The sequence below is a fragment of the Streptomyces sp. NBC_00659 genome (genome assembly GCF_036226925.1).
Taxonomy (GTDB): Bacteria; Actinomycetota; Actinomycetes; order Streptomycetales; family Streptomycetaceae; genus Streptomyces.
The window spans coordinates 7277113-7300618 of the sequence record NZ_CP109031.1 but is presented as its reverse complement, the minus strand read 5'-3'; the positions used below and the strand labels follow the sequence as shown (position 1 = coordinate 7300618).

Sequence of the window (23506 nt, the reverse complement as noted above, 5' to 3'; positions counted from 1 at the left end):
GGTCTCCTTGGCAGCGGTTGCGTGGAAGGGGCTCGGCGTCAGCGGACGCCCAGCCAGCCCTCGATGGGGTGGAGCGCGAAGTAGACGAAGAAGACCGCCGTCAGACCCCACATGAAGGCCCCGATGTCCCGGGCCCGGCCCTGGGCGGTCTTGACGGCGACGTGACTGATCACACCGGCCGCCACGCCCGCGGTGATCGAATAGGTGAACGGCATGATCACGACCGTGAGGAAGACCGGGACGGCGGTGGCGCGGTCGGCCCAGTCGACGTGGCGCGCGTTCGTCATCATCATGGCGCCGATGACCACCAGGGCCGCCGCCGCGATCTCGCCCGGGACGATCGCCGTGAGCGGGGTGAAGAACAGGCAGGCCGCGAAGAAGAGGCCGGTGACGACGGAGGAGAGGCCGGTACGGGCTCCTTCGCCGACGCCGGTCGCGGACTCGACGAAGACCGTCTGGCCGGAGGCTCCGGCCACTCCGCCGACCGCTCCGCCGGCGCCGTCGATGAACAGCGCCTTCGACAGACCGGGCATCCGGCCCCGGTCGTCGGCCAGTCCGGCCTCGGTGCCGACGCCGATGATCGTGGCCATCGCGTCGAAGAACCCGGCGAGCACCAGAGTGAAGACGATCAAGCCGACCGTCATGGCGCCGACGTGGCTCCAGCCGCCGAACTCGACCTTGCCGAAAAGCGAGAAGTCCGGCATCGAGACGGCGCTGCCGTGCAGTTCGGGGGCGCCGCCGGCCCACTGGCCGGGGTCGATGACACCGGTGGCGTCGAGGACGACGGAGACGACCGTGCCGGAGACGATGCCGATGAGGATCGCGCCGGGGACACCGCGCGCCTGGAGGGCGAAGATCAGGAGCAGGGTCGCGGCGAAGAGCAGCACCGGCCAGCCCGCGAGTTCGCCGGTGGAGCCGAGGGTGAGCGGGGTCGCCTTGCCCTGGTGCACGAAGCCGGCCTTGACCAGGCCGATCAGCGCGATGAACAGGCCGATCCCCATGGTGATGGCGTGTTTGAGTGCCAGCGGGATCGCGTTCATGATCATCTCGCGCAGCCCGGTGACGACCAGGAGCATGATGACCGCGCCGTACAGCACGCACATGCCCATGGCCTGCGGCCAGGTCATCTGCGGGACGACCTGCGAGGAGAGCACCCCGGACACCGAGAGCCCGGCGGCGAGGGCGAGCGGCACCTTGCCGGCGAAGCCCATGAGAAGGGTGGTGAAGGCCGCCGCGAACGCGGTCGCGGTGATCAGGGCCTTCTGCCCGAGCACGTCCCCCGCCACGTCCTTGCCGGACAGGATGAGGGGGTTGAGCAGCAGGATGTACGCCATCGCCATGAAGGTGGTGACGCCGCCGCGCACCTCGCGCGCGATCGAGCTCTCCCGCCGGGAGATGTGGAAGTACCGGTCGAGCCAAGACCGTCCCGCCGGAACGCGGCTGCCCGCGCCCGCGTCCTGCGCGGTGGTCTTCGGCTTCAGTGACTGCTGGGTCATGTGGGCCTGCTCCCAAGGTTCAAAGGGGCACCCGGACAGCCGTCCTGACGGCTGGTCAGCCGCCTTGGCGGCTGCGGGATTTGGGAAGGTGCTTCGGCCGCACGACCCGGGGGACGGCCCGAGACGAACGTGAGAAACGAGAAGAACGTGAGAAACGAGAGGAACTCTGTTGCTGTACGCGGTTGTTGCTTGCTGCTTCCCTGCGGCTCCCGGTCCGCGAGCGGTGCGGTGACCGGGTGCTCCGGGCGGCGCGGAGAAGTGTGACGTTCCCGTCGCCGCCCGGAGAGATGTGTCCGGCGCCTACGCGGTTCCCGTGAGGTGTTCGGGGCGTACCGGCGTCCGGTCGAGCTCCAGACCCGTCGCGTTCCGGATCGCTGCGAGGACGGCCGGGGTGGACGACAGGGTCGGGGCCTCGCCGACGCCACGGAGCCCGTACGGGGCGTGGTCGTCGGCGAGTTCGAGCACGTCGACGGGGATGGTCGGCGTGTCGAGGATGGTGGGGATCAGGTAGTCCGTGAAGGAGGGGTTGCGCACCTTCGCGGTCTTCGGGTCGACGATGATCTCCTCCATGACCGCGATGCCCAGGCCCTGGGTGGTACCACCCTGGATCTGGCCGATGACGGACAGCGGGTTGAGCGCCTTGCCGACGTCCTGGGCGCAGGCCAGTTCGATGACCTTGACCAGCCCGAGTTCGGTGTCCACCTCGACGACGGCGCGGTGCGCGGCGAACGAGTACTGGACATGGCCGTTGCCCTGCCCGGTACGCAGGTCGAAGGCCTCGGTCGGCCGGTGCCGCCACTCGGCCTCGACCTCGACGGCCTCCGACTCGAGCACGTCGGCGAGATCGGCGAGGACCTCACCGCCGTCGGTGACGACCTTGCCTCCCTCCAGCAGGAGTTCGGCCGTGGCCCACGCGGGGTGGTACGTGCCGAACTTGCGGCGGCCGATCTCCAGGACCTTCTCGCGGACCAGCTCGCAGGAGTTCCTGACGGCGCCGCCGGTGACGTACGTCTGGCGCGAGGCGGACGTCGAACCGGCGCTGCCCACCCGGGTGTCGGCCGGCTGGATGGTCACCTGGGCGACGCCCAGTTCGGTGCGGGCGATCTGCGCGTGGACGGTGACGCCGCCCTGGCCGACCTCCGCCATCGCGGTGTGCACGGTGGCGACCGGCACGCCGCCGACGACCTCCATGCGGACCCGGGCGGTCGAGTAGTCGTCGAAGCCCTCGGAGAAGCCGACGTTCTTGATGCCGACGGCGTACCCGATCCCGCGGACGACGCTCTCGCCGTGCGTGGTGTTGGACAGACCGCCGGGCAGTTGCCGTACGTCGGCCTCCTCGCCCGCGGAGAGCCACTGCCGCTCCGGCGGCAGGGGCATCGCCTTGACGCGGCGCAGGAGTTCGGCGACCGGGGCCGGTGAGTCGACGCGCTGCCCGGTCGGCAGCAGCGAGCCCTGTTCCATCGCGTTGAGCTGACGGAACGCGACCCGGTCCATGCCCACCTCGTCGGCGAGCTTGTCCATCTGGGCCTCGTACGCGAAGCACGCCTGGACCGCGCCGAAGCCGCGCATGGCTCCGCAGGGCGGGTTGTTGGTGTAGAGCGCGATGGCCTCGATGTCGACGTCGTCGACCACGTACGGGCCGACGCCGAGCGAGGCGGCGTTGCCGACGACCGCCGGGGAGGCCGACGCGTACGCGCCGCCGTCGAGCACGATCCGTGCCCTGATGTGCGTGAGCTTGCCGTCCTTGGTCGCCCCGTGCTCGTAGGTGAGCTTGGCGGGGTGGCGGTGGACGTGTCCGAAGAAGGACTCGAAGCGGTTGTAGACGATCTTGACGGGCTTACCGGTGCGCAGGGCCAGCAGGCAGGCGTGGATCTGCATCGACAGGTCCTCGCGGCCGCCGAACGCGCCGCCGACCCCGGAGAGGGTCATCCGGACCTTGTCCTCGGGCAGGCCGAGCACCGGGGCGATCTGGCGCAGGTCGGAGTGCAGCCACTGGGTGGCGATGTAGAGCTCGACGCCGCCGTCCTCACAGGGCACGGCAAGGCCGGACTCGGGGCCGAGGAAGGCCTGGTCCTGCATGCCGAAGGTGTACTCGCCCCGGACGACGAAGTCGGCCTTCCTCGCGGCCTCTTCGACGTCGCCGCGGACGATCGGCTGGCGGTGCAGGATGTTCGGGTGCGGGACGTGGCCGATGTGGTGGTCGTCGCGGCCCTCGTGGACGAGGACCGCGCCGGGCGCGGTCGCGGACGCCTCGTCCGTGATCACCGGCAGCTCGCGGTACTCCACCTTGATCTTGGCGGCGGCGCGGCGGGCGGTCTCCGGGTGGTCGGCGGCCACGATGGCGACCGGCTCGCCGTGGTGGCGTACCTTGCCGTGCGCGAGGACCGGGGTGTCCTGGATCTCCAGGCCGTAGTTCTTCACGTCCGTGGGCAGGTCGTCGTACGTCATGACGGCGTACACGCCGGCCTGTGCGAGGGCCTCGGAGGTGTCGATGGACACGATCTCGGCGTGGGCGACCGTGGAGCGCAGGATCTGGCCCCACAGCATGTCCTCGTGCCACATGTCGGAGGAGTACGCGAACTCGCCGGTGACCTTGAGGGTGCCGTCCGGGCGGAGCGTGGACTCGCCGATGCCGCCCTTGGTCCGGGAGCCCTGCGTGATGTTCGTGGGTGTTCCGGTCGTTCCCATGATCAGACCGCCTCGGACTGCCGGGCGGCCGCGAGGCGGACCGCGTCCATGATCTTCTCGTAGCCGGTGCAGCGGCACAGGTTGCCCGAGAGCGCCTCGCGGATGTCCGCGTCGGTCGGGTTCGGGGTGCGCTCCAGCATCTCGTCCGCCGCGATGAGCAGACCCGGGGTGCAGAAGCCGCACTGGACGGCTCCGGCGTCGATGAACGCCTGCTGGACGGGCGAGAGTTCGTCGCCCTCGCCGGTCTGCGAGTCGTGCCCCCTGGCGGCCCAGCTCTGGGCCTCGTCGAGCGAAATACCCGTCGCTTCAGCCGTGCTGCAGGCACCCGTCGCGCAACCGGCGTGCTCCGCGCGCTGCTTGGCGAAGTCGGCCAGGCCCTCGACGGTGACGACCTCGCGGCCCTCCACCTGGCCGGCGGCGACCAGACAGGAGCACACCGGCACACCGTCCAGACGGACCGTGCAGGAGCCGCACTCGCCCTGCTCGCAGGCGTTCTTGGAACCGGGCAGGCCGAGACGCTCGCGCAGGACGTACAGGAGGCTCTCGCCCTCCCAGACGTCGTCGGCCTCCTGCCTGCGGCCGTTGACCGTGAAGTTGACACGCATTACGCGACTCCCTCCGTGCGGGCGGCAGCGCCGCGGTAGGACTCCCAGGTCCAGGTCAGCGTGCGACGGGCCATGACACCGACCGCGTGGCGGCGGTAGCTCGCCGTGCCGCGGACGTCGTCGATCGGGTTGCAGGCGGCGGAGCACAGCACGGCGAACTGCTTGGCCACCGAAGGGGTGATGATCTTGCCGTTGTCCCAGAAGCCGCCCTCGTCGAGCGCCGCGTTCAGGAACTCCTCGGCGGTCTTCGCGCGGACCGGGGTCGGCGCGGCCGAGCCGATGCCGGTGCGGACCGTACGGGTCTCGGGGTGCAGGGCCAGACCGAAGGCGCACACCGCGATCACCATGGCGTTGCGGGTGCCGACCTTGGAGAACTGCTGCGGTCCGTCCGCCTTCTTGATGTGGACGGCGCGGATCAGCTCGTCGGGCGCGAGCGCGTTGCGCTTCACGCCGGTGTAGAAGTCGTCGATCGGGATCAGCCGCGACCCGCGCACCGACTGGGCCTCGACCTCGGCACCCGCCGCGAGGAGGGCGGGGTGGGCGTCGCCGGCCGGGGAGGCGGTGCCGAGGTTGCCGCCGACGCCGCCGCGGTTGCGGATCTGCGGGGAGGCCACCGTGTGGGAGGCGAGAGCCAGCCCGGGAAGCTCACAGCGCAGGTTCTCCATGATCCGGGTGTACGGAACGGAGGCACCCAGGCGCACGCTGCTCTCACCGGCCTCCCACTCGCTCAGCTCACCGATGCGGTTCAGGTCGAGGAGGTACTCGGGCCTGCGGTGATCGAAGTTGATCTCGACCATCACATCCGTGCCACCCGCAATCGGCACAGCGGTCGGGTGCTCGGCCTTGGCGGCGAGCGCCTCCTCCCAACTGGCGGGGCGAAGGAAGTCCATGAGTGGCTCTCTTCATTCGTGTCGTGGGTGTGGTGATCAAGCCAGATCGGGTGCGGCGTCCTCGGCTCGGTCATGAGGTCTCAACAGCGGAGTGGGGTCAGTACACAGCGGTGTCCGGCACCGGGGTCAGTCACCGAAACCATGAAGGAGTTCGCTGGCCAGCGCGCGCATCTTGTAGATTCGTATGAACCGAGGCCATCGGCAACCTCTTCGTTTTCCTCCGGAAACAGTCGGCCGGTCCTCTGGAAACAATCGGTCGGTCCTCCGGAAACGGACGGCCCGGTCCTCCGGAAACAGGGACACGCCCCACCGAAACGGGACACGGCCCTCCGGAACCGAAGGCCCAGGGGCGGTACCGCAGGTTTCCCGGAACCCACGGACAGCTCCGCGGAGCCCGGGAGGCCTACGGGCCCTCCCTCGATCCATCGTAGATTTCGAGACAAAGAACGGCGGCGACCGGAATGCGGCTGCGCGCACTGCTGGACACGGACGCGCTGGGCCTGCGGCTGCTCGGCGGCGAGGACGAGCTGGACCGCACCGTACGCGGTGTGATGACCACCGACCTCAAGGACCCGAGCCGCTATCTGTCGGGCGGCGAACTGGTCCTCACCGGCCTCGCCTGGCGGCACGACGCCGAGGACTCCGAGCCGTTCGTCCGCATTCTCGCGAGCGCCGGGGTCGCGGCCCTGGCCGCGGGCGAGGCGGAGCTCGGCGACATCCCCGACGACCTGGTCGTGGCCTGCGCCCGGCACCGGCTGCCGCTGTTCGCCGTGAACGAGTCGGTCGCCTTCGCCACGATCACCGAGCACGTCGTGCGCCAGGTCTCGGGCGAGCGCGCCGGGGACCTGGCCGCCGTGGTCGAGCGGCACCGGCGGATGATGACCTCGGGCCCGGCGGGCGGCGGCCCCGACGTGGTCCTCGACCTCCTCGGCACCGACCTCGACCTGCGCGCCTGGGTCCTCTCGCCCGCCGGACGGCCCATCGCGGGCTCGAAGCTCGCGGGCGGCGCGCTGCCCGCGGGCACCCGCGCCGAACTGGCCGCGGCGCATCTCACGGCGGTCCGCAGCGGGCGCCGGGGACCGCACCGGGTGACGGTGGGCCCGGCGATGTACTCGCTCTTCCCGGTCCGCTCCGCCGGGCGCGCCCCGGGCGCCCTCCGGGACGTCCGCGAGACGGTGCTCTCCGACTGGCTGCTCGCCGTCGAGGCGGACGCCGGGGACTGGCCCGAGGAGCGGCTCGACCTGCTCCAGGGCGTCACCCAGCTCATCGCGGTGGAGCGGGACCGGCGGGACGCGGCGCGCACGGTGCGCCGACGGCTCGCGCAGGAAGTCCTGGAACTCGTCCAGACGGGGGCCGCGCCCGCCGAGATCGCGGCCCGGCTGCGGGTCGCGGCGCCGGTGCTGCTGCCGGGCCTCGGCGCGGCCCCGCACTGGCAGGTCGTGGTGGCGCGCGTCGAGTGGGACGGCGGCGAGGTCGAGGGCGGCCCGGTCGCCCAGGCACTGCTGGAGGAGATCCTCGTCGACCCGCTGTCGCCGGGGCCGGAGCTCTCCGACCGGATCGCCGTCGCCCATACGGGTGCGGAGGCGGTCGCGCTCGTCCCCCTTCCGGCGGTCTCCTCCGAGGAGGAGGAGGGATCCGAGCCCGGTCTGCACGCCGACACGCTGCTGACGGCCGTACGGGAGCCGTTGTCGGCCGGTCTGAACGACGACGGCCGACTCACCATCGGCGTCAGCGCGGCCGTCCACTCGGCCGAGGGGCTGCGCGGCGCCCTGGAGGAGGCACGGCACGCCCGCCGGGTCGCCGCGGCCCGCCCCGGACGGGTCTGCGCCGCCGGGCACCAGGAGCTGGCCTCGCACGTCCTGCTGCTGCCGTTCGTCCCGGACGACGTGCGCCGCGCCTTCACCGCCCGTCTGCTGGACCCGCTGCGCGAGTACGACGGCCGGCACCGCGCGGAGCTGATCCCGACCCTGGAGGCGTTCCTCGACTGCGACGGCTCCTGGACGCGCTGCGCGGCCCGTCTGCACCTCCACGTCAACACGCTGCGCTACCGCGTCGGCCGTATCGAGCAGTTGACGAGTCGTGATCTGTCACGCCTGGAAGACAAGTTGGACTTCTTCCTGGCACTGCGGATGAGCTGACCCCAGGAGCCCCGGGCGGCCCGGCACGGGATCGATGACTTTGTGAAATCCTTCACCTACCCTCTTGGCCGGGCCCGGTGATCCGTGCTGAGATGCCACCACTCAACAGCTCAATGGCGTGCTCGGGGAGGGCAACGTGGCGCATACCGCCATGTCTGGTACCGGAACGACTGCAGGGGACGATCCACTCCAGACCGCGGTATGGCGGCTGCGCTCGCGCGCCTGCTGGGCCGACGCGGCCGCGCTGATCCAGCCGCGCGCGGCGGGGCCGGCGCTCCAGAGAGCGTCGCTCCTGGTCGAGCGCTGTCTCTACACCGAGCAGGGCTGGGCCGAGGCGGAGGACGCGCTGCGCACGGCCGAGGCACTGGCACAGAGCGACGACGAGCGGGGCGCGGCCGCCTGCGAGCGGGGCCAACTCGCCTACGCGGCCACCCTGCTGGGTGTACGCGACCGGGCCGACGAGGCGCGTGCGGCGCTCGGCAGGGCCGCGGCGCTGCTCGCGCCGGGCGCGCCCGGCCGGGCGCTGCTGGACTTCCGGCGCGGACTGCTCGCCGAGAACCTCGCGCACGCGCCGCAGGCGGCCCGCGCCGCGTACCGGCGGGCGCACGCGGGCGCGACCGCCCAGAACGACGCGCTGCTGCTGTCCTTCACCTGGCGGCATCTCGCCGGACTCGCCTTGCGCGAAGGGGAGTTGGCGGAGGCCCGGCACGGCTTCGCCGAATCCCTGCGGATCCGGGAGGAGCTCGGATACCTGGTCGGTACGGCGCCGGCGCTGGCGTCGCTCGCCGACGCCGAGACCGAGCCGGAGGCCTCGCGGCTGCGGGCGGAGGCGGGACGGCTGTTCCGGCTGCTCGGGGGCGTCCCCCTGTGGCTGGGGGACCAGTTGACCCCGGCGCCACCCGCCGCGACGGCCTGACCGACTGGACCCACCTGAGCAAGTCACACGCCGAAGGGGTGCCCGCCGGACTTCCGTCGGGCGCCCCTTCGGCGTGACGGCACCCGACGGGACGCGCCCCCGGGGCCCCGGGCTCCGGGCCCGGTGTGCTCGGGCCGCTGAAGCCGAAACGGAGCCAACGGGCGAGCGGCGGACGACGTCGGTGAAAGCGCCGGAGGCAGCGGAAGCGGCGAGATCGGCGGGGTGCCTCGCCCGCGGCCGGTCGGTACACGCCGCAGTCGACGGGGCACCGTACCCGCGGCCGGTCAGGGCGCGCCGGTGAAGTGCTCCCGTACCAGCTCTTGGACGACCGCCAGGTCCTCGGCGATCAACGCGTCCAGCAGCGCGGTGTGTTCGGCCGCGTCGGCCACCAGGTCGGCGCGGCCCCGGGAGACGGGACCGCCGACGAGCGGCCACTGGGCACGGCGGTGCAGATCGTCGGCGATGCGCACCAACTGCGCGTTGCCCGCGAGGGAGAGGACCGCACGGTGGAAGGAACGGTCGGACTCCGCGTAGGTCGCACGGCAGCCCGAGGAGGCGGCCCGCACGGTGGCCTCGGCGAGCGGGCGCAGCTCGGCCCAGCGGGCGGCGGGCACGGTTCGCGCGAGCCGAAGCATCACCGGGACCTCGATCAGGCCCCGGATCTCGGCGAGTTCGGCCAGTTCCCGGGTGCCGCGCTCGATGACGCGGAAGCCCCGGTTGGGGACGACCTCGACGGCGCCTTCGAGGGCGAGTTGCTGCATCGCCTCCCGGACGGGCGTCGCCGACACCCCGAAGCGCTCGCCGAGCGCGGGCGCCGAGTACACCTCGCCGGGAGCGAGTTCACCCGCGACGAGCGCGGTACGCAGGGCGTCGACGATCTGCCCCCGGACGGAGGCGCGCTGCACGACGGGGCGGGCGGCCTCCGCGCGGAAAGCGGGGCGGGCCTCCTCGGCGTGCGCGGGGCGGGCGTTCGGCTGACGTGCGGCCGGACGGGTCTCCTCGATGTGCGCGGGCCGCGCGGACCCGGCGTTCTCGGGCCGTCCGGCGGGGCGCGTCTCGTCGGCGGGTGCGGGCCTGACGTTCCCGGGGTTCGCGGCGGGGCGGGTGTCGTCCGTACGTACGGCTGCGCGGGTGTCCTCGGTGCGCGGGTGCGGGATCGGCGCCTCGCTGTGCGTGTGCTCACCGCGGGCCGAGGCCAGGACCACGGGGCGGGCGCCGGCCGGCCCGGCACCGGGACCGTCGCCCACGACGCCCGCGGGCACTCCCCTGACCCGTCCCACGTCCGCGGGTCCCGGCTGCCGCGGGACCCGGAGGGTGCCCCCGTGGATGTCGGGGACCCACGCCCCGGCGGAACCGTGCGCACCGCGCGGACCGGTCTGCTCCACGGTTCCTCCTCCGGGTCGTCGGTACTGGGGTCAAGGCGTCGATTGTTACTGGCCCGTCAAGCACGATAGGCGCACACGGCCCCAGTTCAAACACCCGGACGACAGGGTAAGGTAAGGCTTACCTGCTAACGATCGTGAAGCGATGGTTTCGCATGTCCACTCCCACGCTGTCGGCCGACACCGCCACGGCCGCCCCGGCGGTCACGACCGTTCCGGCCGGTCTCGGCCCGTCGGCCGCCGCCGTGTCGCCCTTCGCCGACGCCTACGCACGGCTGAGCGAGGTCTTCCCCGGCCTGGGCGTCACCGAGCTGGGAGCGGGTGAAGCGCCCCCGCGGGGCCCGGGTTGGGCCGTCGCCGCCCGGCTCGCCGAGGGCGGGCCGGACCTCGACGCTTTTCTCGCCTGGGACGAGGCCCAGGTGCTCCGGGACTACGGCACGCCAGCACGGCCCGACGTGGTGGCCGGTTTCGGACTGCACCGGTACGCCTGGCCGGCCTGCCTGCTGATCACCGTGCCGTGGTTCCTCCGGCGCCGGGTGCCCCGCCTGCCTGTGGAGGACGTCACATTCCAGCGTGAGCAAGGCCGGATGGCCGTCCGGATCACCACGTTCGCCTGCCTGCCGGACGATCCGGCCGCCGCTCTGCCGGGCGCCCGGGTCGTACCGGACGAGGAGGCGCTGCGCGCGGAGGTGCGCGCCGCGGTGGCCGAGCACCTGGAGCCCGTTCTCGGCGGATTCGGGCCGCGCATGCGACGACGCGGCCGGGCACTGTGGGGCATGGCCACGGACGAGATCGTCGAGGGCCTCTGGTACGCCGCCGGCCTGCTCGGCGAGGAGCGGCGCGCGATGCGCGAGCTGGAGCTGCTGCTGCCGGACTCGACCCGGCCGTACGTCGGCTCGGCGGCCTTCCGCGAACTGACGGGTCCCGCCGGGGAGTCCCTGCCCACCCGCGACCGGGTGAGCTGCTGCCTCTTCTACACCGTGCGCCCCGAGGACACCTGCGGCACCTGTCCGCGCACCTGCGACACGGCCCGCGTCGCCAAGCTGACCACCGCCGACGCGAGTTGAGACGACCGGGGTGAGAGCGCGACCGTACGCCGCCTCGCGACCAGAGCCGGTCTCGGCACCCCCGGACCACCTGAGCACCCGAGCACCCGAGCACCCGAGCACCCGAGCACCCGAGCGGCGGACGCGGCCCGTCCACGGATCACAGGTACTTCACACATTCCTCACTTGTCCCGGGAACTTTCCGCGGAACCATCCGTATGGGTAGTCTTATTCGTACTCAACTCCCGTCCCTCGAGCGGCAGTTCGAGCAGAAAGTCGCCCTGCGTACCTTCTTGCACTTCCTTGGCGGCCTCTTGCCCCGAAACCCCCTGAGGGCCGATGTGATTGGGCCACTATGGCGGGCGTTACGCCCTATCCCAATGCAAGGGACCCCCGATGAGACTGACCGACATATCGCTGAACTGGCTGCTTCCAGGCGCCGTTCTGCTCCTGGGCCTGCTGGCGGCGGTGGCGGTGCTCGCACGCGGCAAGCGGTCCGGGGACAGCGCGAGCAGCGACGACTCGTGGGAGCGCACCGAGGAGCGCCGCAGGCGTAAGGAGGCCGTCTACGGCACGGCCTCCTATGTCCTGCTGTTCTGCTGTGCCGCCGTCGCGGCGGCACTCTCCTTCCACGGCCTGGTCGGCTTCGGCCAGCAGAACCTCGGCCTCTCCGACGGCTGGGAGTACCTCGTCCCGTTCGGCCTGGACGGGGCGGCGATGTTCTGTTCCGTCCTCGCGGTGCGCGAGGCCAGCCACGGTGACGCGGCGCTCGGCTCCCGCATACTCGTGTGGACCTTCGCCGGTGCCGCGGCCTGGTTCAACTGGGTGCACGCGCCCCGGGGCGTGGACCACGCCGGCGCTCCGCAGTTCTTCGCGGGCATGTCCCTGTCGGCCGCCGTCCTGTTCGACCGGGCCCTGAAGCAGACCCGCCGGGCCGCCCTGCGCGAGCAGGGCCTGGTGCCGCGTCCACTGCCGCAGATCCGTATAGTCCGCTGGCTGCGTGCCCCCCGTGAGACGTACAGCGCGTGGTCGCTGATGCTCCTGGAGAACGTCCGGTCCCTGGACGAGGCCGTGGACGAGGTGCGCGAGGACCGGCGCCAGAAGGAGCAGACCCGACTGCGCCGCCGCAACGAGGAGCGGGTCGAGCGAGCGCACCTCAAGGCGCTCAGCCGCGGCTTCCCCGGCCGCGGCGCCGCCCGGGAACTGGAGACCACCGTGGAGCGGGCACCCGCCGGGACCTCCACGGAGCCCGCCATATCCACCGCGGAGCAGCTGCCCGTGCGATCGCGGCCCTCCCTCACCCCTGTCCGCAAGAGCGCTGAGCCGATCACCGTCGACCTCACCACGGAGGACGACACTATGGGTTTGCCCCGGCTCGACTCCCTGGAACGCAAGCTCAAGGACCTTGAACAGCAGTTCGGCTGAGCCGGACGAGGGCCCGGACAGCCTGTCCGGTGCTCCGGACAGGCCCGGACACGACAACGGCGACGCGGTGTTCCTACACCGCGTCGCCGTTCAGTTCGAACCACACCGCCTTGCCCACCCCGTGCGACCGCACGCCCCACGCGTCCGCCAGGGACTGGACGAGGACGAGACCTCTGCCGTGCGTACCGTCGTCGGCGTTCGGTACGCGCAGTCGGGGCCTGCGTCCCACGAAGTCCCGGACCTCCACGCGCAGTCCGCGCGGTCCGATCGTCGCGGTCAGGACGGCGTCGTCGTCCGTGTGGATCAGCGCGTTGGTGACGAGCTCACTGGTCAGGAGCTCAGCCGTCTCGGCCCTGCCCGGCCTCCCCCAGTGCCGTAAGTGCTCCCTCAGCGCCTTGCGCGCCTCGGGCACCGCCCGCAGATCCGCCTTGCCCAGCCGGCGCCGGAACTGCGCGCCGTCCGGTTCGTCCATCGCCCCGTCGGATGCTTCCTCCACTGGATCGGTGGAGTAGGCCCCCTTGGTCATGGGACCACCTCCTGGTGCCTGCCGCTTCATGACCCCCGCCTGCGTGCCGATGTCGGTTCCCCTCTGCTCGAACACGTTCACGGGATCCATGCCCTCATCGAGAACGTGACAGTCATGTCGAATCATCGACCAGCCCCCGTACGGGCGCGGGTGCGCGAGCCGCGCGCGGGGAAGTGAAGGGGTCGACAGAGCCGTCCGAGCACCGAGGAGCCGCCGTGCACGACGACCGTTCGCTGGTGGAGGCCCGTCTGGAGCGCGCGCTGCGGCAGTTCCTGCGCCCCGCGCAGTACGGGGACCGGGTGCCGCTCACGCTCTCCGCGTGGCACGCGCCGGGCGAGCCGGTGCCCGTCGGGCAGGCGCTCCAGGCCTCCTACGAGCCCTTCACGACCGGCATGGCCTGGGGAAAGCCCTGGTCGACGAGCTGGTTCCGCATCGAGGGCCGGGTGCCCGAGGATTGGGCGGGCCGCCTCGTGGAGGTGGTGATCGACCCCGGGTTCACCGGGGACGGGCCCGGCTTCCAGGCGGAGGGGCTGCTGTACGACACCGCCGGCGTCCCTCTCAAGGGCATCCACCCGCGCAACCGCCACCTGACGGTCGGGGCACCGGCGAGGGGAGGCGAGGCGGTGCGCCTGCTGCTGGAGGCGGCGGCGAACCCCGCCGTCCTGCACGGTTTCGAGCCCACCCCTCTGGGAGACGTGCTGACCGCCGGGGATGGGCCGATCTACCGATTCGCGGCTGCCGACCTCGCCGTACTGGACGAGGACGTGTGGCATCTGGTCCTCGACACCGAGGTCCTCTCGGAGCTGATGTACGAGTTGGATCCGCAGCGGCCGCGACGGCACGAGATCCTGCGTGCCCTGGAGAACATGCTGGACGCCCTCGATCTGCACGACGTGTCCGGCACGGCCGCGGCGGCACGGGCCGAGCTGACGGAGGTACTGTCGCGGCCCGCGTCCGCCAGCGCGCACCGTGTCTCGGCGACCGGACACGCGCACATCGACTCGGCGTGGCTGTGGCCGCTGCGCGAGACGGTCCGCAAGGCCTCCCGGACCTTCGCCAACGTCACCGCGCTGGCCCTCGACTACCCGGAACTGGTCTTCTCCTGCTCCCAGGCACAGCAGTACGCCTGGGTCAAGGAGCACCAGCCGCACATCTGGGAGCGCATCAAGAAGGCCGTGCGGGAGGGTAATTGGGCTCCCGTGGGGTCGATGTGGGTGGAGTCCGACGCCAACATGCCCGGCGGTGAGGCGCTGGCCCGGCAGATCGTGCACGGCAAGCGGTTCTTCCGGGAGGAACTGGGGGTCGAGACCGAGGAGATCTGGCTGCCGGACTCCTTCGGCTACACGGCCGCCTTCCCGCAGCTGGCGAAGCTCGCCGGCGTCCGCTGGTTCCTCACCCAGAAGCTGAGCTGGAACCAGACCAACAAGATGCCCCATCACACCTTCTGGTGGGAGGGCATCGACGGCACCCGGGTCTTCACCCACTTCCCGCCCGTGGACACCTACAACTCGCAGTTCCACGGCAGCGAACTCGCCCACGCGGAACGCAACTTCGCGGAGAAGGGCCTGGCGACCCGCTCACTCGTCCCGTTCGGCTGGGGCGACGGCGGGGGCGGCCCGACCCGCGAAATGCTGGAGAAGGCACGCCGGTTGCGGTCCCTGGAGGGCTCGCCCACGGTCCGGATCGAGAAACCGGAGGCGTTCTTCGCCGCCGCCGAGGAAGAGTACGGGGCCCACGCGCCGGTGTGGTCGGGCGAGCTGTACCTGGAACTGCACCGGGCCACCTACACCACGCAGGCCAAGACCAAGCAGGGCAACCGCCGCTCCGAACACGCCCTGCGTGAGGCCGAGTTGTGGTGCACGACGGCCGCCGTGCGCGATCCGTCGTACACCTACCCGTACGACGCCCTGGACCGGCTCTGGAAGACCGTGCTGCTGCACCAGTTCCACGACATCCTGCCCGGCTCCTCGATCGCCTGGGTGCACCGGGAGGCACGCGAGACGTACGCGCGGGTGCTCGCGGAGCTGGAGGAGATCACCGCGGAGGCGGTACGGGCGCTGGGGTCCGGGGCGCCGGCGGTACTGAACGCCTCGCCCTACGAGCGGACCGAGGTGGTCGGGGACGCGCTGGTCACGGTGCCGGGGCTGGGCGGCGCCGCCGTGTCCATGGGGCCGGGACCCGGCGTCCGGGCCGAACACGACGACGGCGTGATCGTGCTGGAGAACGACCGGCTGCGGGTACGGATCGACGCCGACGGGCTGCTGACCTCCGTACGGGACCTCGCGCACGGCCGGGAAGTGCTGTGCGGTCCCGGCAATCTGCTCCAGCTCCACCCCGACCATCCCAACGCCTGGGACGCCTGGGACATCGACCGGCACTACCGGCGCACCCACACGGACCTGACCTCCGCCGAGTCGGTGGAGCTGGTGGAGAGCGGGCCGCTGCGGGCGGCCGTGCGCGTCACCCGGGTCTTCGGCTCCTCCCGGATCACCCAGGAGATCCGGCTGACGGCCGCGAGCCGCCGGCTGGACATCGTGACCGACGTCGAGTGGCAGGAGTCGGAGAAGGTTCTCAAGGCCGCTTTCCCGCTCGACGTCCAGGCCGAACGGTCCGCCGCCGAGATCCAGTTCGGGCACGTCCACCGTCCCACCCACGCCAACACCGGCTGGGACGCGGCCCGTTTCGAGATCTGCGCCCATCGCTGGCTGCGGGTCGCGGAGGAGTCGTACGGCGTCGCGGTGCTCAACGACTCGACGTACGGCCACGACGTGACCCGTACCCCGCATGCCGAAGGCCTCGGCACCACCGTACGGCTGACCCTGCTGCGCGCCCCGCACAGCCCGGACCCTTTGACCGATCTCGGCACGCACCGGTTCACGTACGCGCTGCTGCCGGGGGCCGACGTCGGGGACGCCGTGGCGGAAGGACTCGCGCTCAATCTGCCCCTGCGCCGGGCCGCGGCGCCGGCGCCCGAACCGCTGGTCAGCGTCGCCGACCCGGCCGTCACCGTCGAGTCGGTCAAGCTCGCGGAGGACCGCAGCGGCGACGTCCTGGTGCGTCTGTACGAATCACGGGGCGGGCGGGCCCGTGCGAAGGTGACCGCCGGTTTCCCGGTCTCCCGGGCCGAGGTGACCGACCTGCTGGAACGCCCGCTGGGCGAGGCCCCGCCGGAGATCGAACTGCGGCCGTTCCAGATCCTCACCCTGCGGCTGCGGCCCGCCCGCTGAACCCACCCGCTGGTGCCACGGCACAGGGACGGGTAGGGACGCTCCCTTGAAGTGGGAACCATCCCAGGCCTTCTGACCTCTCATCATGGGGAGTGCCTGGGATGCCGTCCTGGGTCGAGAAGCGGAGGAAACGGTGTCATCCCGGGACGATGTCGAGGAATTCGCGGCGATGCTGCGGCAGTTGAAGGCCCGTTCCGACCGCAGTTACGCCGCGCTGGCCCGTCACCTGAACATGAACGCCTCGACACTGCACCGGTATTGCGCGGGAGAAGCGGTGCCGCAGGGGTTCGCACCCATGGAGCGGTTCGCCGCGCTGTGCGGGGCGGCTCCGGCCCAGCGGGTCGAACTCCACCGACTGTGGGTTCTCGCGGTGGCGGCCCGGCAACGGTCCCGGACGACTCCGGGGGCCGAGTCCGCCCCACCCGCTCCGTCCGCCGCGGAGGCGGCGTCGTCAAGCCCGTCGGCTTCATCGAGCCCGTCGGCGTCGTCGAGCCCGTCGGCTGCGATGTCCCCGTCCGTGCATCCGTCGCTTCCCGAGCCGGAACCGGTGTCGCCCGGCTCCTCGCCGGTCACCACCGAGACCACCCGGACGGCCACGGAGACGGGACCCGAGCCCGCCGGAGCGCCGCGAAGGCCCTGGTACAGGCGCCGCGTGGCGGTCGCGGCGGCGGTGGTGACGGCGCTGTTCGCCACCCTGGGCAGCCTGTCCGCCCTGCCCTCCGGGCACGCCGCGACGGACGCCGGCGACCGGGTGTCCGGCGCACCGACCGCGAAGGCGGCAGGCGGCGCGCGGCACGGGTCCGCGACACCGTCCGCATCCCCCTCGAAGACGCACAGCCGGCCGTCCGGCTCCCCCTCCCCTAGCCCGTCCGGCAGCGGCGACACCTCGCCGAGCCCGTCCACGAGCCCCTCCCCCAAGGCCGTCTCCGCCGTCCCTCCCCTCACCTGGACCGTGAATTCCCATCGCTGGGCGGTCGGCTGTGGTCACAACTACGTCATCGACAAGACACCCGACCAGGTGCCGCCTCCGCCGGACCCGCAGGACGCCTCCCCGTGGGCGCAGACACAGAACGGGGTGCACGGCGGCCAGACGCTCGTGGACATCACCGTGCAGGGGCGGTCGGACGCGGCCGTCGTCCTGGAGGCGCTGCGGGTCCGGGTCGTCGGACGCTCGGCCCCGCTGAAGAGCCCGTCCTACTTCACGGGCGGGGGTTGCGGCGGCCTCATGGGTCCCGGCTCGTTCGACGTCGATCTGGACAAGGACCGGCCCATCGCCCGCCCGGTCCCGGGCGATGGCGAAGGAGCGGATTCCCGGACTCTGAGCATGCCCTTCCGGGTGTCCGTGAAGGACCCCCAGGTGCTGATGGTCGACGCCCAGACCGAGGCCTGCGACTGCCGCTGGTACCTGGAGCTCGACTGGTCCTCGCAGGGGCGCACCAGTACGGTCCGGATCGACGACGGAGGTGTCCCGTTCCGCACCAGCGGCATCAAGGGCCTGCCGCAGTACTGGTACACGGACAACGGCTGGACCCTGGCCTCCGACTGAACGAGATCCGCGGCACACCCGACCGGCACCGACGGCACACCCCACCGTTACTAGGGGCGAGGCACGTTGCGCAGGTTGGAGCGGGCCAGCTGCACCATCCGGCCGACACCGCCGTCCAGAACGATCTTCGACGCCGAGAGGGCGAAGCCCGTCACCATGTCCGCGCTGATCTTCGGCGGGATGGAGAGCGCGTTCGGGTCGGTGACGATGTCGACCAGGGCCGGGCCCTTGTGGCGGAAGGCGTCCTTGAGGGCACCGGCGAGGTGCTTCGGCTTCTCCACCCTGATGCCGAACGCCCCGCAGGCGCGGGCCACCGCGGCGAAGTCGGGGTTCTTGTTGGTGGTGCCGTAGGAGGGCAGTCCGGCGACCAGCATCTCCAACTCGACCATGCTCAGGGAGGAGTTGTTGAAGAGCACGACCTTCACCGGCAGGTCGTACTGCACGAGGGTGAGGAAATCGCCCATCAGCATGGAGAATCCGCCGTCGCCGGACATCGACACGACCTGTCGCCGCCGGTCGGTGAACTGGGCGCCGATCGCCATCGGCAGCGCGTTCGCCATCGACCCGTGCGAGAACGAACCGATCACCCGGCGGCTGCCGTTGGGCGAGATGTAACGGGCCGCCCAGACATTGCACATTCCGGTGTCGACCGTGAACACCGCGTTCTCGTCGGCGAGTTCGTCGAGCACCGAGGCGACGTACTCGGGATGGATCGGGATGTGCCGGTCGACCTTGCGGGTGTACGCCTTGACGACCCCCTCAAGGGCGTCCGCGTGTTTCTTCAGCATTTTGTCGAGAAAGCGCCTATTGCCCTTGGGTCGCACCCGCGGGATCAGACAGCGCAGCGTCTCCCGCACATCACCCCACACCGCCAGATCCAGCTTCGACCGGCGCCCCAGGTGCTCCGGCCGCACGTCGACCTGGACGATCTTGACGTCGTCGGGGAGAAAGGCGTTGTACGGGAAGTCGGTGCCCAGCAGGACGAGGAGGTCGCACTCGTGGGTCGCCTCGTAGGCCGCGCCATAGCCGAGGAGCCCGCTCATCCCGACGTCGAACGGATTGTCGTACTGAATCCATTCCTTGCCGCGCAGCGCGTGTCCGACCGGCGACTTGATCTTCTCGGCGAACTCCATGACCTCGGCGTGCGCGCCCGCCGTGCCACTGCCGCAGAACAGGGTGACCTTCTCCGCCTCGTCGATCATCGCGACGAGCTTGTCGATCTCGGCGTCGCCCGGCCGGACGGTGGGCCGGGAGGTCACGAGGGCAGTCTCGACGGGTTTGTCCGGGGCGGGCTCGGACGCGATGTCACCGGGCAGCGAGACCACGCTGACACCGGAGCGGCCCACCGCGTGCTGGATGGCGGTCTGGAGGAGCCGCGGCATCTGCTTCGGGCTGGAGATGAGTTCGCTGTAGTGACTGCACTCGCGGAAGAGCTGGTCCGGATGGGTCTCCTGGAAGTAGCCGAGGCCGATCTCGCTGGAGGGGATCTGCGAGGCCAGGGCCAGAACAGGGGCCATCGAGCGGTGTGCGTCGTACAGGCCGTTGATGAGGTGGAGGTTGCCCGGTCCGCAGGAGCCGGCGCAGGCCGCGAGCCTGCCGGTGATCTGGGCCTCGGCGCCCGCGGCGAATGCGGCGGTCTCCTCGTGGCGGACCTGGATCCAGTCGATGGCCGCGTTGCGCCGGATCGCGTCCACGACCGGGTTGAGGCTGTCGCCCACGACTCCGTACAGCCGCTCGACGCCCGCGCGGACGAGGATGTCGACGAACTGCTCGGCGACGTTCTGCTTGGCCATGCCGCACACCTCTTCGTGATCCTCGAAGCCTCAGGCACCCCGGGTTCCCCTCGTTCCCCGGATCGACCCTCGGTTCCATGAATTCACACCGTGCGCGGTTACGCCTCCCACACGGCGGCGGCCGTCCGGTCGTCGGCGTACCCCTTGACCCGCGCCGACGTGTCCGCGAGGAACGCGGCGAGGCCGGGTGCCTCTGCCCGCGCCCACCGCGTCGTCAGGTACTCGGCCAGCTCGGGTTCGCCGCGCAGCGGCTCCGCGAGGCCGCCGGTGCACAGCAGCAGCGTGTCACCCGGACGGGCGACGGAGGCCCGGAACCGGAAGGGGGCGTGCGGGGGCCGGGGGGCGGGTTCGTACGGGCTCGGTGGCGTCGTGATGCCGAGGTCCATGGTGAGCCGGTCGCCCTCGGGAGTCTCGTGGGGCGGTGATCCGAAGCCGACGACGGCCTCCCCGGTCGTGTCGGCGACCCGCGGTTCGATGTCCTGCCACTCGCCGTCCCGCAGCCGGAACAGACCGCCCGCGCCGACACCGAAGAAGACCCGCGTACGGCACTCCGGATCGGCCGGCAGCAGCAGACAGCGCAGGCCCGCCGTGTATTCCTCGGGTTCGACGCCCTGCTCCGCCGCGCTCGCCCGCAGCCGGCCGAGGCTGCGGTCGACGAGCCGGTGCAGTCCCGACTTCAGCTCGCCCCGCCGGGCGGCCCTGATGTCGTCGGCGAGCCGTTCGTGGCTGCGCCCGACGGCCTGCCCGATCCACCGGCACGCCTCCGCCGCGGCCCGGTGCGCGCCCGAGGTGGCGCGCGCGCCGGTCGCCATCGCCACCAGGACGAGCGCCTGCTCGCCCGTTCCGAACCGGGCGGTGAGCAGCGCGTCCCGGCGCGGCTCGCCCCGGAAACGGGCGGAGTCCCCGCGTACGGACACGGCGCGCAGCGTGCTCGTTCCGTACCGTGCGCCGTCCAGCACGGTGTCGGCGACCAGGTCACCGAGTTCGTCGGGCTCGGCGGGCGGCAGCGCGGTCGGTTCGGGGTCGTAGGTGGGCGGGCCGGAGCCGACGTGGCCGGCGGGGGGCGGCGGTTCGACGACGGAGAGGACCGCCTCCCGGGGTTCGTCCGCCGTGTCCCCCGGCGGGGGCGGTGGGGTCCGGAAGCCCCCGGTGGTGCTGGGCAACGCGTCCGCTCCGGATCCGGGGGCCGCCGCACCCGGGGGTACGGCGGGAGCCGACCCGGGTTTCGGCGGCATGTCCGACGGCGCCCTCGACGCGGGCACCTGCCCGGCGGGAGGCCCCGCGGACGTGTCGCTCCGGGTGTCCCCCGAGGCGTGCGGGCCGGATTCCTGCGCGGTGAATCCCGGCGGTTTCGGGCCGGGCGGCAGAGCGGAGGGAGCGGCCGGTGCCGGACCGGAGGGCGGGAGGGCCGAGGGCACGGCCGGTGCCGGACCGGAGGGCGGGAGCTCCCATGACGGGGGTTCCCAGACAGAGGGCTCCCAGGGGGTGGGCTCCCAGGAGGCGGGTTCCGACGGGGGCGCCTGGCGGCCGGGCGGGCCCGTGTCCGCGCCGGGCGCCGGCACCGGGCCCCGCTCCCAGCGGCCCGGCCGGGACGCCGGCTCGTCGGAGGGCGTCTCGTCGGGCTGGTTCGCGCCGCCCGGCCGGTCGGCGGAGGCCGAGGCGCCGTGACGTCGCCCCGGTCCGGCGGGAGGCTGCCGCGGCGGCAGGGGTGGCTGTGTCCCCGGCTCGGGGGACGAGGGCTCCGGCACGGTGGGAGGCCTTTCGGGACGCGGCGGGCCGTCGAACCCGCGCGCGCCGGGCCGGCGGTCGGACCCGGACCCCGGGACGGACGCCGCGTCCGGAGCCGACCTCGGATCCGAGGCGGACCTCGCGTCCGCCGACGTGGGCCTCCGGTCCGGCACGGGCGGCACGTCCGAGGCGGGCCTCCGTGTCGGCGCGGGCGGCACCTCCGAGGCGGGCCACCGTTCCGACCTGGGCGGCACCTCCGGGGCCGGCCTCCGTTCCGGCGCGGGCGGCACGTCCGAGGCGGGCCTCCGCGTCGAGGTGGGCCGGACGTCGGGGAGAGGCTTCCGTTCCGGCGCGGGCCGGGCGTCCGCCCCTGTTTCCGGGCCTGCGTCCAGTCCGTCCCCGAGCGTCCCCGACGCCGACGCGAACCGGTCGTCGAGGGAATCGGCCACGGCGGCGGGCCCCGTGTCCTCGGTGGAGTCGTCGTACAACTGCCGCCACCAGTCGTCCTCGTGACCGGTGGGCTTCTCCCCCTGCTGGCTCATGCTCCCGATTGTCCACCGAGACGGCCGGTTGAAAACGGGGCATCCGGAAAAACCGGCCAAGGTGCAGACCGTCGAACGGCCTGCACGAGTGAATCGTCGAACAGGAATCCGCACCAGAACATGCGAACACCCGACCGCCGAGCGGCCCCACCCCCCACGGGGGAACCGCCCGGCGGCGCCTGGGTGACCGGGGCCCGCGCACGCCGTGGACCGGTCCGGACCACCGGCCCGGCAACGACGCCCGGTCCGGCACCGGGTTCGATCCCGGACACGGACGGACTCCTCAACCCCGGCTTTTCCAGGGCCGGTTCGTCCATGAACGCGAGCCGGGACAGCTGTCGGCCCGCGAGCCGGCAGGGCCACTTCCCGCAGGCCGGACCCAACCGGAGCATCACGGAAGCCGGTTGGCGCCTCGGTGACGTGAGCTTGTCAGAGGGGCGGGGAGTATGGCGATGATGTGCCGGGGCGGGTTTGCGCCGTGGCCGATATCCGCCACGGCTCTGCCTGCCGACCGGAACGCATCCACGGGAAGGGCATCGCCGCATGCTGGGAGCGATAGGTCTGGACGAGACCCACGAATCGGCGTACCGCGCGCTGGTGTCCGTGGGCGCGGCCGAGGTACCCGATCTCGCGCGCCGGCTCACGCTCGGCGAGTACGAGACGGAGCGCGCGCTGCGCCGGCTGGAGCTGCACGGCCTGGCCGCACAGTCCTCGGCGCGGCCGGGCCGCTGGGTCGCCGCGCCACCCGGAGTCGCCCTCGGCGCGCTGCTCACCCAGCAGCGCCACGAACTGGAGAAGGCGGAGCTGGCGGCCGCGCTGCTGGCCGAGGAGTACCGGGGCGCGGCGGGCGAACCGGCCGTGCACGACCTGGTCGAGGTGGTGATCGGCGCCGCGGCGGTCTCACAGCGCTTCCTCCAGCTCCAGCTGGGCGCCTGCGAGGAGGTGTGCGCGCTGGTCACCGGCACCCCGATGGTGGTCTCCGGCACGGACAACGACGCCGAGGAACAGGCCGCGGGCCGGGGTGTCGGCTATCGCGTGGTCGTCGAGCGGTCCGTCCTCGACCAGCCCAGCGGGATCACCGAGCTGTCCGCCGCGCTCGGCCGCGACGAGCAGGTGCGGGTCGTGGACCGGGTTCCGACCAAGCTGGTGATCGCCGACCGGACCCTCGCGATGGTGCCGCTCACCTCGCACACCGCGGAGCCGGCCGCGCTGGTCGTGCACGCGAGCGGGCTCCTGGAACTGCTGTCGGGGCTGTTCCAGTCGGTGTGGCGGGACGCGCTGCCGCTGCGGCTGGGCAGCCGGGGCGTACTGGAACAGGAACCGGACGGCCCCGACACCACGGATCTGGAGATCCTCTCCCTGCTCCTCGCGGGCCTGACCGACGCGAGCGTGGCCAAACAGCTCGACCTGGGCCTCAGGACGGTACAGCGCCGGGTGAAGCGCCTGATGGAGCTGACGGGCGTGACGACCCGGCTGCAACTGGGCTGGCACGCGTACGAGCGCGGCTGGGTGGCCCGGGGCTGACCTGCGCTCTCGCGTCCGCTCGGGCAGGCTGGGC

The 23506-nt window shown here is 72.2% G+C and carries 16 protein-coding genes; 8 read left to right on the top strand and 8 right to left on the bottom strand.

Annotated elements, in window-relative coordinates:
* Positions 1–38: 38 nt before the first annotated feature.
* From OG410_RS31835 to OG410_RS31820, 4 genes are all read right to left on the bottom strand, one after another.
* The gene (locus OG410_RS31835) at positions 39–1496 is read right to left on the bottom strand and encodes an NCS2 family permease (protein WP_329302249.1); all 1458 of its coding nucleotides are present in this window, start codon (positions 1494–1496) and stop codon (positions 39–41) included.
* A gap of 300 nt (positions 1497–1796) precedes the next feature.
* Positions 1797–4184 carry a xanthine dehydrogenase family protein molybdopterin-binding subunit gene (locus tag OG410_RS31830; RefSeq protein ID WP_329302248.1) on the bottom strand — a complete coding sequence of 796 codons (2388 nt, stop codon included), beginning with the start codon at positions 4182–4184 and terminating at the stop codon, positions 1797–1799.
* Between the two features lie 2 nt (positions 4185–4186).
* Positions 4187–4789 carry a (2Fe-2S)-binding protein gene (locus OG410_RS31825; protein ID WP_329302247.1) on the bottom strand — a complete coding sequence of 201 codons (603 nt, stop codon included), beginning with the start codon at positions 4787–4789 and terminating at the stop codon, positions 4187–4189.
* On the bottom strand, positions 4789–5679 hold the full coding sequence (locus OG410_RS31820; RefSeq protein ID WP_329302246.1) for an FAD binding domain-containing protein: 891 nt from the start codon (positions 5677–5679) through the stop codon (positions 4789–4791). The genes OG410_RS31825 and OG410_RS31820 overlap by 1 nt, the downstream gene beginning before the upstream one ends.
* 461 nt (positions 5680–6140) lie before the next feature.
* Here OG410_RS31820 and OG410_RS31815 point away from each other — a divergent pair, with 461 nt between their 5' ends.
* Together OG410_RS31815 and OG410_RS31810 are read left to right on the top strand one after the other, a co-directional pair.
* The gene (locus OG410_RS31815; protein WP_329302245.1) at positions 6141–7817 is read left to right on the top strand and encodes a PucR family transcriptional regulator; all 1677 of its coding nucleotides are present in this window, start codon (positions 6141–6143) and stop codon (positions 7815–7817) included.
* A 136-nt stretch (positions 7818–7953) separates the two neighbouring features.
* Positions 7954–8733, top strand: a complete 780-nt coding sequence (locus OG410_RS31810) for a hypothetical protein (RefSeq protein WP_329302244.1) — start codon at positions 7954–7956, stop codon at positions 8731–8733.
* 284 nt (positions 8734–9017) lie between these two features.
* Here OG410_RS31810 and OG410_RS31805 read toward each other — a convergent pair whose 3' ends face one another.
* A complete protein-coding gene (locus OG410_RS31805; RefSeq protein WP_443063919.1) occupies positions 9018–9890 on the bottom strand; it encodes a GntR family transcriptional regulator in 873 nt (290 codons plus the stop codon).
* A 380-nt stretch (positions 9891–10270) separates the two neighbouring features.
* Between OG410_RS31805 and OG410_RS31800 the strand changes: the two genes are divergently transcribed.
* Together OG410_RS31800 and OG410_RS31795 are read left to right on the top strand one after the other, a co-directional pair.
* Positions 10271–11182: a (2Fe-2S)-binding protein gene (locus tag OG410_RS31800; protein WP_329302243.1), complete on the top strand. Its 912-nt coding sequence runs from the start codon at positions 10271–10273 to the stop codon at positions 11180–11182.
* A 375-nt stretch (positions 11183–11557) separates the two neighbouring features.
* Positions 11558–12586: a DUF2637 domain-containing protein gene (locus tag OG410_RS31795; RefSeq protein WP_329302242.1), complete on the top strand. Its 1029-nt coding sequence runs from the start codon at positions 11558–11560 to the stop codon at positions 12584–12586.
* Between the two features lie 73 nt (positions 12587–12659).
* Here OG410_RS31795 and OG410_RS31790 read toward each other — a convergent pair whose 3' ends face one another.
* Positions 12660–13058, bottom strand: coding sequence for an ATP-binding protein (locus tag OG410_RS31790; RefSeq protein WP_329304307.1), 399 nt, complete (start codon positions 13056–13058; stop codon positions 12660–12662).
* A 269-nt stretch (positions 13059–13327) separates the two neighbouring features.
* On the opposite strand from OG410_RS31790, the gene OG410_RS31785 reads away from it, so the two are divergent.
* Both OG410_RS31785 and OG410_RS31780 read left to right on the top strand, forming a co-directional pair.
* Positions 13328–16339 carry an alpha-mannosidase gene (locus OG410_RS31785; protein WP_329302241.1) on the top strand — a complete coding sequence of 1004 codons (3012 nt, stop codon included), beginning with the start codon at positions 13328–13330 and terminating at the stop codon, positions 16337–16339.
* A 133-nt stretch (positions 16340–16472) separates the two neighbouring features.
* Positions 16473–17885, top strand: coding sequence for a helix-turn-helix domain-containing protein (locus tag OG410_RS31780; protein WP_329302240.1), 1413 nt, complete (start codon positions 16473–16475; stop codon positions 17883–17885).
* A gap of 50 nt (positions 17886–17935) precedes the next feature.
* Here OG410_RS31780 and OG410_RS31775 read toward each other — a convergent pair whose 3' ends face one another.
* Positions 17936–19678: a pyruvate dehydrogenase gene (locus OG410_RS31775; protein ID WP_329302239.1), complete on the bottom strand. Its 1743-nt coding sequence runs from the start codon at positions 19676–19678 to the stop codon at positions 17936–17938.
* Between the two features lie 98 nt (positions 19679–19776).
* Positions 19777–21240, bottom strand: coding sequence for a protein phosphatase 2C domain-containing protein (locus OG410_RS31770; protein ID WP_443063918.1), 1464 nt, complete (start codon positions 21238–21240; stop codon positions 19777–19779).
* Positions 21241–21427: 187 nt separating this feature from the next.
* Between OG410_RS31770 and OG410_RS31765 the strand changes: the two genes are divergently transcribed.
* Both OG410_RS31765 and OG410_RS31760 read left to right on the top strand, forming a co-directional pair.
* On the top strand, positions 21428–21919 hold the full coding sequence (locus tag OG410_RS31765) for a hypothetical protein (protein WP_329304496.1): 492 nt from the start codon (positions 21428–21430) through the stop codon (positions 21917–21919).
* Between the two features lie 572 nt (positions 21920–22491).
* Positions 22492–23472 (top strand): winged helix-turn-helix transcriptional regulator, encoded by a 981-nt coding sequence (locus OG410_RS31760; RefSeq protein WP_329302238.1) that lies wholly within the window; start codon positions 22492–22494, stop codon positions 23470–23472.
* Positions 23473–23506 lie beyond the last annotated feature (34 nt).

Bases quoted from the DNA above. Each gene is read 5' to 3' on its own strand.
- OG410_RS31835 (WP_329302249.1), bottom strand. From the start codon at position 1,496: ATGACCCAGCAGTCACTGAAGCCGAAGACCACCGCGCAGGACGCGGGC.
- OG410_RS31830 (WP_329302248.1), bottom strand. From the start codon at position 4,184: ATGGGAACGACCGGAACACCCACGAACATCACGCAGGGCTCCCGGACC.
- OG410_RS31825 (WP_329302247.1), bottom strand. From the start codon at position 4,789: ATGCGTGTCAACTTCACGGTCAACGGCCGCAGGCAGGAGGCCGACGAC.
- OG410_RS31820 (WP_329302246.1), bottom strand. From the start codon at position 5,679: ATGGACTTCCTTCGCCCCGCCAGTTGGGAGGAGGCGCTCGCCGCCAAG.
- OG410_RS31815 (WP_329302245.1), top strand. From the start codon at position 6,141: ATGCGGCTGCGCGCACTGCTGGACACGGACGCGCTGGGCCTGCGGCTG.
- OG410_RS31800 (WP_329302243.1), top strand. From the start codon at position 10,271: ATGTCCACTCCCACGCTGTCGGCCGACACCGCCACGGCCGCCCCGGCG.
- OG410_RS31795 (WP_329302242.1), top strand. From the start codon at position 11,558: ATGAGACTGACCGACATATCGCTGAACTGGCTGCTTCCAGGCGCCGTT.
- OG410_RS31790 (WP_329304307.1), bottom strand. From the start codon at position 13,058: ATGGACGAACCGGACGGCGCGCAGTTCCGGCGCCGGCTGGGCAAGGCG.
- OG410_RS31775 (WP_329302239.1), bottom strand. From the start codon at position 19,678: ATGGCCAAGCAGAACGTCGCCGAGCAGTTCGTCGACATCCTCGTCCGC.
- OG410_RS31760 (WP_329302238.1), top strand. From the start codon at position 22,492: ATGCTGGGAGCGATAGGTCTGGACGAGACCCACGAATCGGCGTACCGC.